The organism is Pedobacter sp. GR22-10 (genome assembly GCF_026239715.1).
Classification (GTDB): domain Bacteria; phylum Bacteroidota; class Bacteroidia; order Sphingobacteriales; family Sphingobacteriaceae; genus Pedobacter.
Map to the genome: position 1 here is coordinate 107764 of NZ_JAPIVR010000008.1, position 16010 is coordinate 123773.

Genomic DNA, 16010 nt, shown 5'->3' on the forward strand with positions numbered 1-16010 from the left:
AAGTAGTACGCTGTACTGCTAATTATAATAATAATATAAATATTTGCCCTTATAATATCACCTGCTAAAGTTGGTGATGCAAACTTTCCTGTAATAATGGGTGGTTTTTCGCAATCAAAGGCTTTTTACTCAATGATGTTAAAACCGTAAAGGTAAACAATCCTACGAAACCAATTGCAGTTCCGATTTCAACCACGCCAAATCCATTGTGTCCATCCTCAACTGCACCTGGCATAATCATTTGATAATAATCAACCCAGTGGCCCAACAGCACTACAATAGATACGAACAATAATTTCACATCCGTTCTTTTGTTATCCCTGTCCATTAACAATAAAACAGGAGCTAAAAAGTTCATCGCCAGGTTTAAGAAGAACCAGAATTTGTAGTATTCAAAACGTTTATAGAAATAAACGGTTTCTTCAGGCATATTGGCATAATAGATCAATAAGAACTGTGCAAACCAAACGTAAGTCCAGAAGATAGAGAAACCAAAAATAAACTGACCTAAGTTATGTAAGTGGCTATTGTTTACCCATTGCATATATCCCGCTCTTCTTAATAAGATCAGGATGATGGCGATAGTGGCTAAACTACTCACCCACATCGCTGCGAAGTTATACCAGCCGAACATGGTAGAGAACCAGTGTGCCTCTAAAGACATGATGGTATCGAAAGCGAAGATCGGTGTGGTAAATCCGTAAATCACTAAAAAGATACAGGCATTCTTAAATCCTTTTCTGTATGATTCCAAACCTCCTGCTAAATCTTCATTGTATGATAACTTAACAAAAAGCATGGCAAAGATGCTGTATACACCTAAAAACACAACCTGGCGACCTAAAAAGAATGGTACATTTAAGAAAACGGCTTTGCCGGCAATCAATGAATCATAATTAGGGCTGTTCGGATCTGTTAATCCGTCAGCATGCCAGTGATGGTATAAATTGTGTGTATATAAACCCGCCGAAATAATAACAACCAGTATTACAGCTGCAATTGGCAAAGTTTTAGCCATTGCTTGTGGTACACGTAAAATAGATGCAGACCAACCAGCCTGTGCGACGTATTGAACAGCCAGGAAAAACATACCCGACATACAAACGCATGCAAAGTAGTATCCCATAAGCAACAGGTTGGCAAAAGTACGCTCATGCATCACTTTATCGCCGGCAATAAAACCATAAGCAACAGCAGCGATACCTAAAGCGATACCAACTATACTTAAAGTTTTTACTTTCCCTGTAAACTCAAATTGTTCACTAAAATTAATATTGTGAGTTCCCATTTATATTCTGCTTTACTATTGTCCTTTTTGTAATTGTTGAACATACATCACTACTTTCCAACGGTCTGTTGGTGTAATTTGTGAAGCATGCGAGCCCATGTTATTTACACCGTAAGTGATGGTGTGATAAATTTTACCGGCGGTAAGATCTACCATGTTACCCCCTCTTGATGAAGCACCTGTTTGATAAGCAGGAACACCGCTGAATTTCTCAATCTTAACCAGGTGGCCTTGTCCATCTCCCTTTTCACCGTGGCAAGGGCTGCAAAATACAGTAAACAAATGTTTACCCGCTGCAAGATTCAGGGTATCAACCGGTAGTGGATTTACCATGCTCACACCTGCTGCCTCATATCCTTCTTTGGTATTTGGATATTCATCATACTCTGTAAAACCTACAGGTTTTGTATTTGCCGGTGGCAACTGGGCAGCATGACCTTTAAAACTAGGTACGTGAGCCGTATCAACTGGCTGATCCGGATTTAAAGCAATCGGATCATACATATTTCTGGCATATTCTAAACCAGTACTGCGTTTATCTTTACAAGCGGTGAAAGTAGTTGCAAAAGCAATAGCTAAAAACGCCGTATAAACAAATTTATTCTTATTCATAGCTAATGTACTTCCTTTCATTATACTTTACTTCTAAAGCACCTGCATCTTTTAATAATCCATCAATAACTGTATGTGCTGCATTGTCTTTTGCATCAATTGCGATCACAAAACGATCATCAGTTGCACGAAGATCCATTACCCTTGGTGCTCTTCCCGGAAACAAATGCGTAGATGCATAATAGGTTAATACCATACCGAAAGCACAGAATAGTACCGTCAACTCGAACATTATCGGAATAAAATCCGGTAAGGCAAAGGATGGTTTACCACCAATATTAACTTTCCAATCAATCACCGCACAGAAATAAATCAATGCAAATGCTGCGCAGGTTCCGGTAATACCAAAGCAAAATGCTGCGATATCAATTCTGGATCTTTTAATTCCCAATTTGGCTTCTATTCCGTGGATAGGCATTGGGGTGTATACATCATGAATGCTGATGTTATTTTCCTGAAGCTTTTCGATGCCATGCATCATTTCATCAGGATCGCCAAAACTGCCTAAAATATATTTGATATTACTCATTGTTATATTTTTGCGTAATCTTCTTGTTTAACACTATCAAATTTCTGTAAAGACTCTACGTATTCAGCAACGTATTCTTTATTCTCATGACCTTCTTTAATCTGCTTCATTTTGGCCTGCTCACTTGCAGATTTCAATAACAATTTAACCTCTGCGATAGCAATTGAAGGCAATACCCTTAAGAATAATAAGAACAACGTAAAGAATAAGCCGATTGAACCCACAAATACACTTACATCAACCCAGGTTGGATAGAACATGGCCCAGCTTGAAGGAATATAATCACGGTGTAATGAGGTGACGATAATTACGAAACGTTCAAACCACATACCGATGTTTACCACGATCGATAAAATCCAGGTGGCACGGATGCTTAAACGGATCTTCTTGAACCAAAGTAATTGCGGTGAAATAACGTTACAGGTCATCATCATCCAGTATGCCCACCAGTAAGGACCGGTAGATCTGTTGATGAAGGCATATTGCTCATATTCTGAACCAGAATACCAGGCAATAAAAAATTCTGTTAAGTATGCCACACCAACGATAGATCCGGTTAAGATGATGATCTTATTCATCGACTCAATGTGGAACATGGTGATGTAGTTTTCAAGGCCTAATACCTTACGGGCAACCAACAATAAAGTTAATACCATCGCAAATCCGGAGAAAATCGCCCCAGCTACGAAGTACGGAGGGAAGATCGTGGTGTGCCATCCGGGAATTACGGATGTTGCAAAGTCCATGGATACAATTGTGTGTACCGAAAGTACCAGTGGTGTAGAGATACCGGCTAAGATTAATGATACCGCTTCGAAACGTTGCCATGTTTTAACACTTCCACTCCATCCGAAAGAAAAGATAGAATAGATTTTTCTGCGTGTACCCACTGCACGGTCGCGAATGGTTGCAATATCCGGCAACAAACCTGTATACCAGAATAATAAGGATACAGAGAAATAAGTGGAGATGGCAAACATATCCCAAACCAATGGAGAGTTAAAGTTTACCCAAAGTGAACCGAATTGGTTGGGTAAAGGTAAAACCCAGTATGCTAACCATGGACGGCCCATGTGTGATACCACATAAGTGGCGGCACAAATAACGGCGAAGATCGTCATTGCCTCTGCAGAACGGTTAATGGAGTTACGCCAGTTTTGACGGAAAAGTAATAGTACTGCTGAAATTAATGTTCCAGCGTGACCGATACCAACCCACCACACGAAACCGGTGATATCCCAAGCCCATCCAACAGTTTTATTTAAACCCCATGCACCGATACCATTCCAGAAAGTATAGCTTACTGCTACCACCCAAAGTAAAGCACCTAATGAGGCAAAAATGAACCCAATCCACCAGGCTTTATTTGGCTTATTTTCTACCGGTCCTAAAATATCATCGGTAATTTTAGCATACGTGATATTATCGCCGGTAATTAATGGTTCTCTAAGTATTGATTCGTTATGTCCTGACATAATTTGTATTTTCTTTATGCTAAAGCTTACGCTTGTACTGATGGATCTGTATTTCTAATTTTAGTCATATATCCGATACCTGGTTTCACGTTGATTTCTTCCAATACGTAGTAGATACGCTCAGAACGTAAAGCTTTTGAAACTTCTGAATTAGGATCGTTTGCATCACCAAACACAATTGCATTTGCTGAACATGCTTCTTGACAAGCCATTTTAATATCACCATCCTTTAACGGACGTTTCTGTAATTTGGCTGTTAGTTTACCTGCCTGGATACGCTGAATACACATCGAGCATTTTTCCATTACCCCACGTGAACGTGTAGTGACATCAGGGTTTAGAACCAGTTGTGTAAACTCGTTATTTAAATAGTTATCAAAACGTGAATCATTCCAGTAGTTGAACCAGTTGAAGCGACGAACTTTGTACGGACAGTTATTTGCACAGTAACGGGTACCTACACAACGGTTATACGCCATTTGGTTTAAACCATCAGAAGAGTGTACTGTTGCCAATACCGGGCAAACCGTTTCACAAGGTGCGTGGTCACAATGTTGACACAACATCGGTTGGTGAACAACAGAAACATGATCCAGGTCTTCCAGTTTTGCAATTTCTTTTTCCCTGGTTACATCACCATCTTTTGTTTCGTAACTGTAATAACGGTCAATACGAATCCAGTGCATTTCACGGCGGCGGCGAACCTCGTCACGACCTACAACAGGAATATTATTTTCAACATTACAAGCCACTACACATGATCCGCAACCTGTACAGGCATTCAGATCAATGGCCATTACCCAGTTATTTCCTGGTTTCTCATACTGATCCCAAAGATCATAATCTTTGTGCTCTCCCTTTTCGTTACCGGCAGCAGGATCTTTTAAGTATTCTTTGAAAGTAGCCTCTTTAATTACTGCACGACCTTCGAAAGAGTGGTGTGTTTGTGTTTGCGCCAACTCATAGTAACCGCCTGTTGGCGTAATGGTTACTGAAGTAGCATACTGCATGGTACCGTTTACAAAAGAAACAAAAGGGAAAGCATTTTTACCCACTTCGTTACCAGCTTTACCTACTTTAGTACGGCCATAACCCAATGCGATGGATGCAGTTCCCTGTGCTTGTCCGGGTTGGATCAATACAGGTAAATCTATTGAATATCCGTTTGTACCTTTTACAGTAACCACGTCAAATTCTTTAACTTTTAATTTCTCAGCGTATTTTGGTGCAATGGCCACATAGTTATCCCAGGTTACTTTAGAAACCGGATCAGGTAACTCCTGTAAGAATGCATTATTGGCATTTTTACCATCGCGCATTGGGATATTTTCATACACCTGTAACTCGATGTCTTTCGCTAAAGATTTGCTTCTGTTTAAAATTGAAGCTGCAACAGGTGCTACAGATTGTGTGAATGAATACGCTGCAGCAGTTTTTGGTGCCACATTGATCACACCTTTTTCCAGTACATCGTTCCATTTTAAACCAAGTGCAGGCAGCATTTTGGTTTCCCAGTTGCTGCGCACAAACTGATAGTAATCTTTTACCGGAGCATCAGCCCATACCAGTAAACTTTCTTCTGCCTGGCGGCTGTTGAAAACCGGGTTGATGGTTGGCTGAACGATGGAATAATATCCTTCATAAGCATTTGCATCACCCCAGGATTCTAAATAATTGTGGTTGATGGCGATGGCATCACAAAGTGAAGCCGTTTCATCAGCCCTGTCTGCAAAAGAAATCTTAGCCGGAACATTTTTCAATGCAGCCTCAAATTTCTTTGTGTCCAGGTAGTCGTAAGCCGGGTTGCTGTTTAAGAATAAAACTGCACCAACCTCACCACGACTCATTTCGGTCACTAAACCATTAAATTCAGCATCATTACCTGCATATAAATAGCAAGGATTATCTAAATCAATAGTCGTACCATAACTGCCGATTGCAGCATTAATGGCATTAACAAGGATTTGAGTAGAAACATCGTTCGAACCGCAAACCACAAGGCCTTTGCCTTTATGTTGAGTTAATTCTTTTGCAGCTAACTTAATTACTTTATCAGCAGTGGTATTGTTTCCTAATGTGCCACCTGGCAGTGACTGACCGGTAATGGCATTATATAAAGCAATTAAAGCAGGTCCCTCTTCAGATAATTTTACCGGAACCCGGGTATCTGCATTGGTACCTGTTAAGCTCATACCACTTTCAATCTGAATGTGGCGGCTCATTTTTTTACCTGCTAAAGATTTGTAGTTACGGTTTGAAGTGTATTGCGCGGTATACTCTTCACCACTGATCCATGTGCCCAGAAAATCTGCACCAAAGCTCACAATTAAATCTGCCTGATTAAAATTGTATTTTGGTAAAACCGCTTTTCCGAAACTGTTTTGATTGGCCTGAATGATCCCGGTATAAGAAACCGCATCATACTGAACCAGTTTGGCAGCAGGATATTTCGTAATGAATTGTGCAATAACTGCATTGGTAGAAGGACTGTTTACAGTTGACGCTACAAGACGAATCTTTTTACCTGAAGCCTGTGCTTTAGCCAGTTCTGTTTTAACAAAACCATCTAATTTAGCCCAGGTGGTTTCTTCATTTTTAAGCACCGGTGCCTTAAGTTTAGATACATCATATAAATCTAAAACTGAAGCCTGTGCTCTGGCGTCTGTTCCGCAATTGAACTCACCTGCATTAGGATTTGGTTCAATTTTGATCGGACGGCCTTCTCTTGTTTTCACTAAGATACTCTGGCCATTAAAGCTTGAGGTATAATAGTTGGGAATACCTGGCGTAACCTCCTCAGGCTTTACCAGATAAGGAATAGATTTATGAATCGGGGCTGTTTGACATGCAGCCAAAGTAACTGCACCCAAACCAAAACCTAACGCCTTTAAAAAGTCGCGGCGTGGGGTAACGGTACTCAACCCTGCTTCATTTAAAACATCTTCTATTGGAAGTGGCTCGGCAAATTCGTTTTTGTTATTCTTAACAAAATCGGGTGTATTGTTATACTCCTCTAAGCCTTTCCAGTATTTTTTGTTGCTTTCCATTTAAGCTATATTACTGTTTATTCGAACGTTCTTACTAAACTCTATCTATTAATAGTGGCATTTACCACACTCTAAACCACCCAATAATGCCGGGGTAACTTTTTCGCCTTTTTTAATTTTCTCGTGCGCTTCGATTACCTTCACATAGAAAGCATTATTTTTCTGTCCGGAAATATCAGTTTCCTTATGGCAGTTAATACACCATTTCATGGTTAACGGAGAGTATTGATAAATCTCTTCCATGGTATTAACCGGACCGTGACAAGCAAAACATACTGGCTCAGTTGGTTGTAAACCTTTTGCTTTACGAATGGCATCCTCTGCAACCACTACGTGCTGAGAGTGATTGAAGTAAGCAAAATCAGGCAGGTTGTGCACACGCACCCACTCCATTGGTTTTGATTTACTTTCATCGTATTTCTGCGTTTCAGGATCATAACCCAAAGCATTGTAGATTTTTTTAATCTCCGGAGAAATCTCACCATCATATTTATCTCTTGCCTGTACCGCTTTATGGCAGTTCATACAAACGTTTAATGATGGAATGGTTGCATTTTTAGATTTAAAGGCACCATTGTGACAATACTGACAATCAATCTGGTTAACTCCGGCATGCAATTCATGAGAGAATTTAATGGGTTGTACTGGCTGATAACCGGTGTGAACACCTGTATTCCACATCCCCATCCAACCGAATGAACCTAATGCAATGATTAAACACAAGATGAAGAACATCACGAACTTCTTGTTTTTAAACATTTTACGAACGCCCACTTTTAAGGGTACATCCTCTTCAGTCTCAATGCCTTGTTTCTGAAGAATTAAGCGCTCCAATAATTTGCTGGCACGACCTAAAATCACCAAAATCACGATGGCGATAACCACAATGGCCACAATACCTGCGATAGATAAACCTGAAGTACCTTCATCTTTAGCTGAAGCACCTGCAGCATCTCCAGTACCAGGAACCGGTTTAGGCTCACCTTCCTGAATGTAGGCTAAGATATCTTTTACTTTAGCTTCGTCTAATTCAGGGAAAGAAGTCATGGCAACTTTTCCGTTTTCATTGTACAATTTAACAGCTTCCGGATTACCGGATGCGATTAACGCCTGAGAATTAGGAATCCATTTTAAAAGGAATTCTTCTGAATGGCGATCGGTTACTCCGGTTAAGGCCGGACCGACTAATTTCGCATCTAAGGCGTGGCATGACGAACATTTAGCCTTGAAAAGCGTTCTCCCCTCTTTAGCATCCTGCGCGTTAACAGTCGAAACCGCTATTACAGAAACTGCTGAAAATACGAATAACGACTTCCAAACGCTTTTTAAAATCATCGAGATATCTCTCATAATGAACACTTTATACTTATTTAATTTACTTTTTGTTGTGAAATTGATGCCTGAACCAAGATAGCCCCATCAAAACTTGAACAAAAGTATAACTTATTAATAAATCCCATGACATAATAGTGACCGGAAATACAATTTATAATCATTCTAAACAAATGTCGATTCTAGCCATTCAGGCAATAAAAATGCCCATTTTGATCATGATCATAAATGGGCATCACCGAATCAATTTGTATTATTCAGTTTTACTTCTTATTGTTTCAATATCCAGGCAAACATGAGTGGTGCAACGATCGTCGCATCACTTTCTACAATGAATTTTGGCGTATGAATATCCAATTTACCCCAGGTTATTTTTTCATTTGGTACCGCACCTGAATAAGATCCGTATGAGGTAGTAGAATCTGAGATCTGGCAGAAGTAGCTCCAGAAAGGAATATTCTCCATTTCCATATCCTGATATAACATCGGCACCACACAGATAGGGAAATCACCGGCTATACCGCCACCAATCTGGAAAAATCCGATGCCCTTGCCGCCACTGTTTGCAATGTACCAATCGGCCAGCCAGCCCATATATTCAATACCACTTTTCATGGTTGTAGCCTGTAACTCTTTTTTCATCACATAAGAGGCGAAAATGTTACCCATGGTAGAATCTTCCCATCCCGGAACAACAATCGGCAAGTTCTTCTCTGCTGCAGCCAGCATCCATGAATTTTTCGGATCAATTTCATAATACTGCTCCAAATCGCCACTTAAAAGCATTTTGTACATAAACTCGTGCGGAAAATATCTTTCTCCAGCCGTATCTGCATCTTTCCAGATTTTATGAATATGTTTTTGCAGGCGACGGAAGGCTTCTTCTTCCGGAATACAAGTATCCGTAACCCGGTTGTAATGGTTTTCTAAAAGATCCCATTCATCCTGCGGACTTAAATCACGATAGTTGGGTACGCGTTTATAGTGTGAGTGGGCAACCAGGTTCATAATATCTTCTTCCAGATTGGCACCTGTACAAGAAATGATGGCTACTTTATCCTGGCGGATCATCTCCGCAAGGGAAATACCCAATTCTGCAGTACTCATCGCACCAGCGAGCGTGATCATCATTTTACCACCTTCATCCAAATGCGTTTCATAACCTTTAGCCGCATCCATCATAGCAGCAGCATTAAAATGGAGGTAATTGCGCTCCATAAACTGAGATATCGGTCCTCTTGTATTGCTCATTTTGTTTTGTCTTATTTGGCGCAAAAATAGGCATTTAGCTTGAAATTTAACCGCAAAGGCTGCAAAGTTTTTCGTAAGGCAGGCAAAGTAAATCATCTTATGCGACAAAGAGTAAGGAACAGAGAGCAAGGAGCAAGGAAGAAAGAGCAAGGAGCAAAGGGCAAAGAACAAGGACTAATGAACCATTGACCCACGAATCAATAAATCTTAAATAAAAATTCAGTTAATTTGCGGCGATGAAAAAAATTTATTTCCTCTTCGTATTTGTAATCCTGTGTGGAAGCGCATTTGCTCAAATGAAACTGATAAAAAAAATGCTTTCTAACGAGAAAGATACGCTGAGAAAAGCGAGTTTTTTACCCATCCCTTCATTTGGTTATGCCCAGGAAACTGGATTTCAGTTTGGCGTGGGTGCTATTGTTGGCTTTTATGCTGACCGGCAGGATACGCTTAACCGCCCTTCATCAATTACACTTAACCTGAACTATTCTACTTTGAAAGCCTATAACATGAGTTCCATGATTGACATCTGGGGCAAAGGTAATACGCTACATTATATAGGAGAGTTACGTTTCAAACGGATGCCCTTTAATTTTTATGGTATTGGAAACAGCACCGAAGAAACGAATGAAGACAAACTCATCCAGCAACAGATTAAAATATTGCTTCAGGCCGAAAAACAACTGTTACCGAAAGCCTATACGGGCGTTTCTTTAGGTTTTGAGAATTATAAATACCGCGATTTGGTAGCTGATGGCATTTTTAGTCGTGATGCTTATTATAATAACAGATCAGGAAGTGTTTTTTATGTAGGCGTATCACAAAGTTATGATTCGAGAAACAATAATAATTACACCACAAAAGGCTTCTTTATAAGGGGTACGTACCAATATGCGCCCGCTGTTTTCTCAGCAGACAACTTTACCGGCAGCCAGATCAAAATTGATGCACGGAACTTCTGGAAATTAAATAAAAGTTTTGCCATTGGGATGCAGGGCTTATACAATACCGTTATGGGTAAAAACACACCTGTTTACCTCCTTCCGCAAATGGGCAATGATGAAATGATGCGCGGCTATTATGGCGGACGTTACCGTGATGAAAACCTCCTGGCCTTTCAGGCCGAATTGCGGTACCGGTACAGTAACCGTTTTGGTGCGACAGCCTTCGGAGGAACCGGAACAGTTTGGGGCATTGATCATTTTTCTATCCGTTCATTTAAACCTAATTACGGTGCAGGTTTGAGGTATTTCTTTGATCCGGAAAAAGGTATCAGTATCCGTTTAGATTATGGTATTGGTGAAAAAAGGGCCAATGAAAAACGCCAGAGTGGATTTTATATTAGTATAGCGGAGGCTTTTTAAAAAATAGCATAGTCTATGGTTCATCTTACTTCTCCCACAGGCAGATTTGAGCTTTCGCGAAGTAAATAGCAAAGCCCGACATCTCTGCTACAACTTTATTCATCTCTCACACGCGATACGCGTGCGCCAGCTAGGGGCTACTTTCTTTTGGAAAAGCAGGATCTAAGATTCAAATACTAACTGTTAATTGATTTATTTCAGCCAATTTAGCGAGTATTAAATTATCTTCTTTTTTTATAAAATAAATTCCTATAGTGAGAGTATGATGAAAATAAATTATTCTTTCGTTACTTAAATCATATATCAATGGACTAAATGGAGCACTTCCAGAGAGTATACAATTTAAAATTATATTTGTTAATACTTCCCAATTATTACATAAACATAGTCCATCATAATCGAAATTAATTTTAGATTTTGACAATAAATTTAAATATTCTTCAGTTTCATTTGTTAAATTATCCTTTGCGTCAAAAAAGAATTCTTCTGCCTCAAGTCCCCAAACATCCATTGTCATTCCACCCCATGGTATTTCTGGCTTTGCCTGGCCAATAATAAAATCCTCAATATCATACATATTAATTATCGACAAAATAAATTTTACAATATTATTTTTTTTTATCTTGAATCGATATACCCTCATAACATTGATTCAAAACTATTCTAAAGGCTTTACTGTCTGGCCAATAATCATAGTTGAACCATTCAAATGGAATAGGGTTTTGGATTTTCTCTAAAATAAACATTTTATTTTTTCTTTATAATATTTAAGTCTTTCATATCTACTATTTTACCAAACTCACTTTTATGTTTACCTTTGATGAAATTTCCATATTTATCTGCATCTGCTTTCCATATTAGCTTACTTCCTTTTTGCTCATATACTTTAAATGTAGATTCTCCATGACCAGCAAAATCCTTCACCCACCATGTTCCGTCAGACGCACTTTTAAAAAAAACTCCAAACTTATGTTTTGCAACTATTTCCGCCCCTTTTTCAGTTAATTTCCTTGTTTTCCTAAACTCTGAAGCTAATGGAATGAGTCCGGCAAGTCTCCAGCCCCGAGATAGATTTATCCATTAGCCGTTTCTCCAGTTAAACCGCTAATAACATCTAGTCCGTTAGCTGAGAGAAGCTTTGTTATACTCTTCAAGTTTTTGCATCCCTAACTTTATTAGCTCTTCTAAATGTTTATCACCATAATAGTTAATGGACTCCATTTCCCATTCTTCATTGGGTTCATAAAAATCTAAATCGTAAGCCAGTTCGGATAAGATTTCATTTAACTTCTCATCTTGTATGCTTTCATCATCCCATATTTCATTCTGAAACTTTTTTACAAGTTCTGTTCTCTCTGGATGTAATGCTACTAAGATATAGTTCAGAGATTCTATTATTTCAACTGTAGATTTCATGGTGGCTTTATTTTATTGGTATGAATCTGCTATTAATTAAATTCTTACTACTTCGTATTACAGCAGTAATCTGTCCTGTCAATGGATTTGTGCCAACTAACAAACTCTTACCACTAGCAAAACCATTAGGTAAAACATAGTTGATTGATTTATTAAGAGGGTCATAAAATTTCTGGCCTTTGCTGATTGCTAGTTTAGCCATGTCTCGCGTTACTCCACGTTGAGCCAGTCGGTCTAAGGAATGTTTACTAAATTGAGCTTCAGTCTTTACTAATGTAGTACTCATCTCAGTGCTAGACAAAGACAAATTGTTCTTCACAATATAACTTTGCATACTTAATGAAGCTTGTACAGCATCTTCAGGATTCTCTGAGGTTACATCCCTTAAAAAGGAAGCAGCTCTCCCTATTGGAGTATAATTAAGAAAGCCCAACCATTGATCTAAGAATTGATTTGTCTTTATATCTCCTTCTGGCATCTTACTTACAGAATTTTTCCGAATTATAGTGCCAGGGGTATTTACTGTATTTCTGCCTTTGTTTTTTGGAAGATCTCCTGTACCATCATCTCCATTCTGCCACATTCGACTTTGTTGTAGAAATATATATTGTGCTTCTTGCCCATAATATGTTTCCATGCCATTAGGATCCGTATTATTTACAGGATTATTATCTGTATAATTATATGGATTTAAAAAATCAAACTTCTCCGCCAATGGATCCACGCTATCCCACCTGCCAATCACCGGGTCATAGAACCTCGCCCCATAATCATAATGACCTTCCTGTCCGGGAGGGCCCAGCTCATCCTGCATCTCTTTACCATTGTAAAGATATTTATTGTTTGCACCACTTGCAAATGTATTTCTCTTCATGCCAAAAGGATAATAATCAGTTTGCTCTAATTTTCCCATCACTCCATTAGCAACATCAAAACTATATCTCACATTTCCAAGGTGATCGGAAAGATTGTAATGGTAGGTATAGGTTCCTCCATTATTCTGGGCTAAGCCTTCAGCTGTCTGAATAAAATCAATAGTACCGTCAGGTTTATACTCAATTCCATCAATATAGTTCCGAAACGAGCCATTGCTGTTTTTACTTAGCTTCCTACCCGTAGCATCGTAGGTATACGTAAGTTTGACATCAGGTATATACTTTGGCAGGTTCAGGTGATTATATTGAATAGAATAACCTGATCGTCCATCGGTGGTGGCGTTGCCATTCGCATCATAGGCATAACCATTGGTAACGTAGGCCACATACCATAACTGGTTCCCATGTGGATAATCATAGTGATTTGCATTGCCACCATCTCTTGATAGCCATTTGAAGTTCCCCATCACATCATATTCCATCTGCTCACTCATCACGTTGGTAAGGCCTGCCGTAATCCCTTTTTTAAGCCTGTTCAGTTTATCATACCTGTAGCTGAAACTGTAAGGAAGACTGTTTCCCTGCCCCCAAAGCTGGTTGGCAATGTTGCCATTGAACTGCGCATCTGCCTCACCTGTGATATTCTCATTGTACCGCAGTTCCATACTGAATTCATTGCTACTGCTTCCCGTCATCCAGCCGCGTTCATTATAGGCAAATGCTGTTGACTGAAGGTCGTTATGTAGTTTTTTTTCTTTCAGCTGACCCAGTTCATTATAAACCTGATAGGCCAGCACCACCTCTGCCTGATCATTGACCTTTTGAAAGGTAGCTAATTGGCGCCCGGTGTGATCATACGCGATGCCAAAACCGGTAAAGCCTATGCAGGATAACAATCGCCATCGGGAAATGCTCCAGGCCCTGGCCGCCGGTACCGACCCCATAACAGGTGAGGTATTCCCTGCTAACAGACCGTACAACCAGCCCCAAATCATCAAAGTACTTTTATTTGCACTCAATGAACTTAGGGCGGTAGCTGAAAAAGGTAACCAGGGTTTAGCATGGGTCAAGAAGAAGATCTATTGCTTGCAGAACGTTTCAGCGAAAGCATCAAGATTACCCAACTCGCCAAACTACATTCTCGCACCTACGGGGCACTTAAAGCTAGACTAATCAAACTTGAATTCCTACAGAAATAACAAAGCCCGACATTTTTTGCACTGCCGGACTTTGTTATGTAACTACATTTTGGTCTTAGCGAGACGCTAAGACCAGATAGGATTGACTACTTCATCAAATCGGCTAAGATAGGCGCAATGTAAAACAACAAAAGCCACCTTTTTGGGGTGGCTTTCTGCTAAAATCCTTTTCTTCTTATATAGTACAATTCTCGACTATCGGTACAGTAAAGTAAAAAATACTGCTCCAAATCATTAAAATGAATAAAACTGTAATAGTTTTTCGGGTTTAATATTTCTTTATTAAAAGAGCTAAAACATTTTACATCGTCAAGATTGTTGGAGGTTAATGTAAACTTATACAGTTTCATTGTTTGATAATTCAGAGGGCAATTCTTCCATTTACTAACAATCGTCTCATTAGTAACTTCTGTGTTCTCCCATTCCGTAAGCTTTGGAAAATCATTATCTATTACCCCGCCCTTTATGTTATATCTGTATACCTCGAACAATTCTCCCTTAGAACTCATACCAAGAAAGTCCTTACTACAAGATTTATCAAAACTTCCGCTGTATCCTTTAAACAACTTTTGTAAATCATATTCTTTTAAAGGAGTAAAAGAGAATTCATCATAAACCACGTATGAAGCTATTATTGCTACTACAAACAAAACACCAAAAAACACCTTCTTCTTCATAATCATTATTTTTTAACCGGCACTTTTGATTGTCCATATCCATATATAAAGAAACTCTTCCCGCTATTTTCTCCCCCAGGCCTTCCTGCCCAAGTTGCAAAATCCCTGAAAATCCGTCCATCCATTTTATAATCGTATTCATCCATATACGTTTGCCCTCCAAGATGAACAGCTCCCGTACCTGCATTCGTAAGTGTTAGTTTTAAAGTACCATATACTTTTCCTGTATTACTCAATCCAAAAACAAAATTCTTATAGAAAGAACCACCTTTTTTATTGTCAAAATCTTGGGTAGTTACACCAGGAAGGTCTATTTTATTTTGGTCTACAAATAATGGTTCTCCTGATTTTCCTTTCCACCAGGCATCAGCCTCAGATTTGGTTAAATAACCGTCATAATCAGGTCGACTAGACAAGCTGTTGTAATGATTATAAAAACTACTGTAATCTCCATAATCAGAAATTGCCTTATAATATTCACTACCTCCATTTGGTGCCAAGTCTTTTTTCATTGCATCCTCGTGTTTCATACCCTGCTTAAAGTCCTTTTCATTCATCACAATAGCTTTCCCTTTCAACCCCTGGTCATCTGTACCTAAAAATTTTCCATCAGTCCCATATATAGGGCTATAGGCGGCCCTTCCATCAGGGTCTATCTTATTTATTGGATTGTTGTCAAAGGAGGCATAACCAGACTGCCAAGGAAATTCGCTTGCTAGTGGGTCAACAGTATTGAAACGCCCTATCACCGGATCATAGAACCTTGCGCCGTAATCATACTGCCCTAACTCCTCCTGCAACTCCTTGCCGTTATAAAGATATTTATTATTTCCGAATTGTGTATTTTTTCTTAATCCAAATGCATAGTAATCGTCTCTTTGCAACACTTCCAGCTGATGGGTGCTCGGGTTTTTATAAAACGTCGTCCGTACATTGCCCAAATGA

Annotated in this window: 14 protein-coding genes; 1 reads left to right on the forward strand and 13 read right to left on the reverse strand. The window is 39.3% G+C overall.

Features of this window, described 5'->3' with window-relative positions; translation table 11 throughout:
• Positions 1–64: 64 nt before the first annotated feature.
• The 7 genes from OQX64_RS21895 to OQX64_RS21925 all read right to left on the reverse strand — a co-directional run bounded on the left by OQX64_RS21895 (position 65) and on the right by OQX64_RS21925 (position 9534).
• The gene (locus tag OQX64_RS21895; protein ID WP_088302209.1) at positions 65–1288 is read right to left on the reverse strand and encodes a quinol:cytochrome C oxidoreductase; all 1224 of its coding nucleotides are present in this window, start codon (positions 1286–1288) and stop codon (positions 65–67) included.
• A 15-nt stretch (positions 1289–1303) separates the two neighbouring features.
• Positions 1304–1921, reverse strand: a complete 618-nt coding sequence (locus OQX64_RS21900) for a c-type cytochrome (RefSeq protein WP_088302208.1) — start codon at positions 1919–1921, stop codon at positions 1304–1306.
• On the reverse strand, positions 1893–2429 hold the full coding sequence (locus OQX64_RS21905; RefSeq protein ID WP_029286947.1) for a DUF3341 domain-containing protein: 537 nt from the start codon (positions 2427–2429) through the stop codon (positions 1893–1895). The genes OQX64_RS21900 and OQX64_RS21905 overlap by 29 nt, the downstream gene beginning before the upstream one ends.
• Before the next feature lie 2 nt (positions 2430–2431).
• The gene (gene nrfD, locus OQX64_RS21910; protein ID WP_029286948.1) at positions 2432–3904 is read right to left on the reverse strand and encodes an NrfD/PsrC family molybdoenzyme membrane anchor subunit; all 1473 of its coding nucleotides are present in this window, start codon (positions 3902–3904) and stop codon (positions 2432–2434) included.
• A gap of 26 nt (positions 3905–3930) precedes the next feature.
• Positions 3931–6951: a TAT-variant-translocated molybdopterin oxidoreductase gene (locus tag OQX64_RS21915; protein ID WP_265820354.1), complete on the reverse strand. Its 3021-nt coding sequence runs from the start codon at positions 6949–6951 to the stop codon at positions 3931–3933.
• A 48-nt stretch (positions 6952–6999) separates the two neighbouring features.
• Positions 7000–8301 (reverse strand): c-type cytochrome, encoded by a 1302-nt coding sequence (locus OQX64_RS21920; RefSeq protein ID WP_265820355.1) that lies wholly within the window; start codon positions 8299–8301, stop codon positions 7000–7002.
• A 252-nt stretch (positions 8302–8553) separates the two neighbouring features.
• Entirely contained in the window at positions 8554–9534 is a 981-nt protein-coding gene (locus OQX64_RS21925) for a deoxyhypusine synthase family protein (protein ID WP_265820356.1), read from the reverse strand.
• 236 nt (positions 9535–9770) lie between these two features.
• Here OQX64_RS21925 and OQX64_RS21930 point away from each other — a divergent pair, with 236 nt between their 5' ends.
• Positions 9771–10898 (forward strand): polymerase, encoded by a 1128-nt coding sequence (locus OQX64_RS21930; RefSeq protein WP_265820357.1) that lies wholly within the window; start codon positions 9771–9773, stop codon positions 10896–10898.
• A gap of 169 nt (positions 10899–11067) precedes the next feature.
• Here OQX64_RS21930 and OQX64_RS21935 read toward each other — a convergent pair whose 3' ends face one another.
• The 6 genes from OQX64_RS21935 to OQX64_RS21960 form a co-directional block, all read right to left on the reverse strand.
• Entirely contained in the window at positions 11068–11475 is a 408-nt protein-coding gene (locus OQX64_RS21935; RefSeq protein WP_265820358.1) for a hypothetical protein, read from the reverse strand.
• 170 nt (positions 11476–11645) lie between these two features.
• The gene (locus OQX64_RS21940) at positions 11646–11822 is read right to left on the reverse strand and encodes a hypothetical protein (protein ID WP_265820359.1); all 177 of its coding nucleotides are present in this window, start codon (positions 11820–11822) and stop codon (positions 11646–11648) included.
• 198 nt (positions 11823–12020) lie between these two features.
• A complete protein-coding gene (locus tag OQX64_RS21945; RefSeq protein WP_265820360.1) occupies positions 12021–12314 on the reverse strand; it encodes a hypothetical protein in 294 nt (97 codons plus the stop codon).
• Between the two features lie 7 nt (positions 12315–12321).
• The gene (locus OQX64_RS21950) at positions 12322–14184 is read right to left on the reverse strand and encodes an RHS repeat domain-containing protein (protein ID WP_265820361.1); all 1863 of its coding nucleotides are present in this window, start codon (positions 14182–14184) and stop codon (positions 12322–12324) included.
• 362 nt (positions 14185–14546) lie between these two features.
• Positions 14547–15065, reverse strand: a complete 519-nt coding sequence (locus OQX64_RS21955; RefSeq protein WP_265820362.1) for a hypothetical protein — start codon at positions 15063–15065, stop codon at positions 14547–14549.
• A 5-nt stretch (positions 15066–15070) separates the two neighbouring features.
• Positions 15071–16010, reverse strand: a 940-nt coding sequence (locus OQX64_RS21960) for an RHS repeat-associated core domain-containing protein (RefSeq protein WP_265820363.1), incomplete at its 5' end; no start/stop codon positions are given.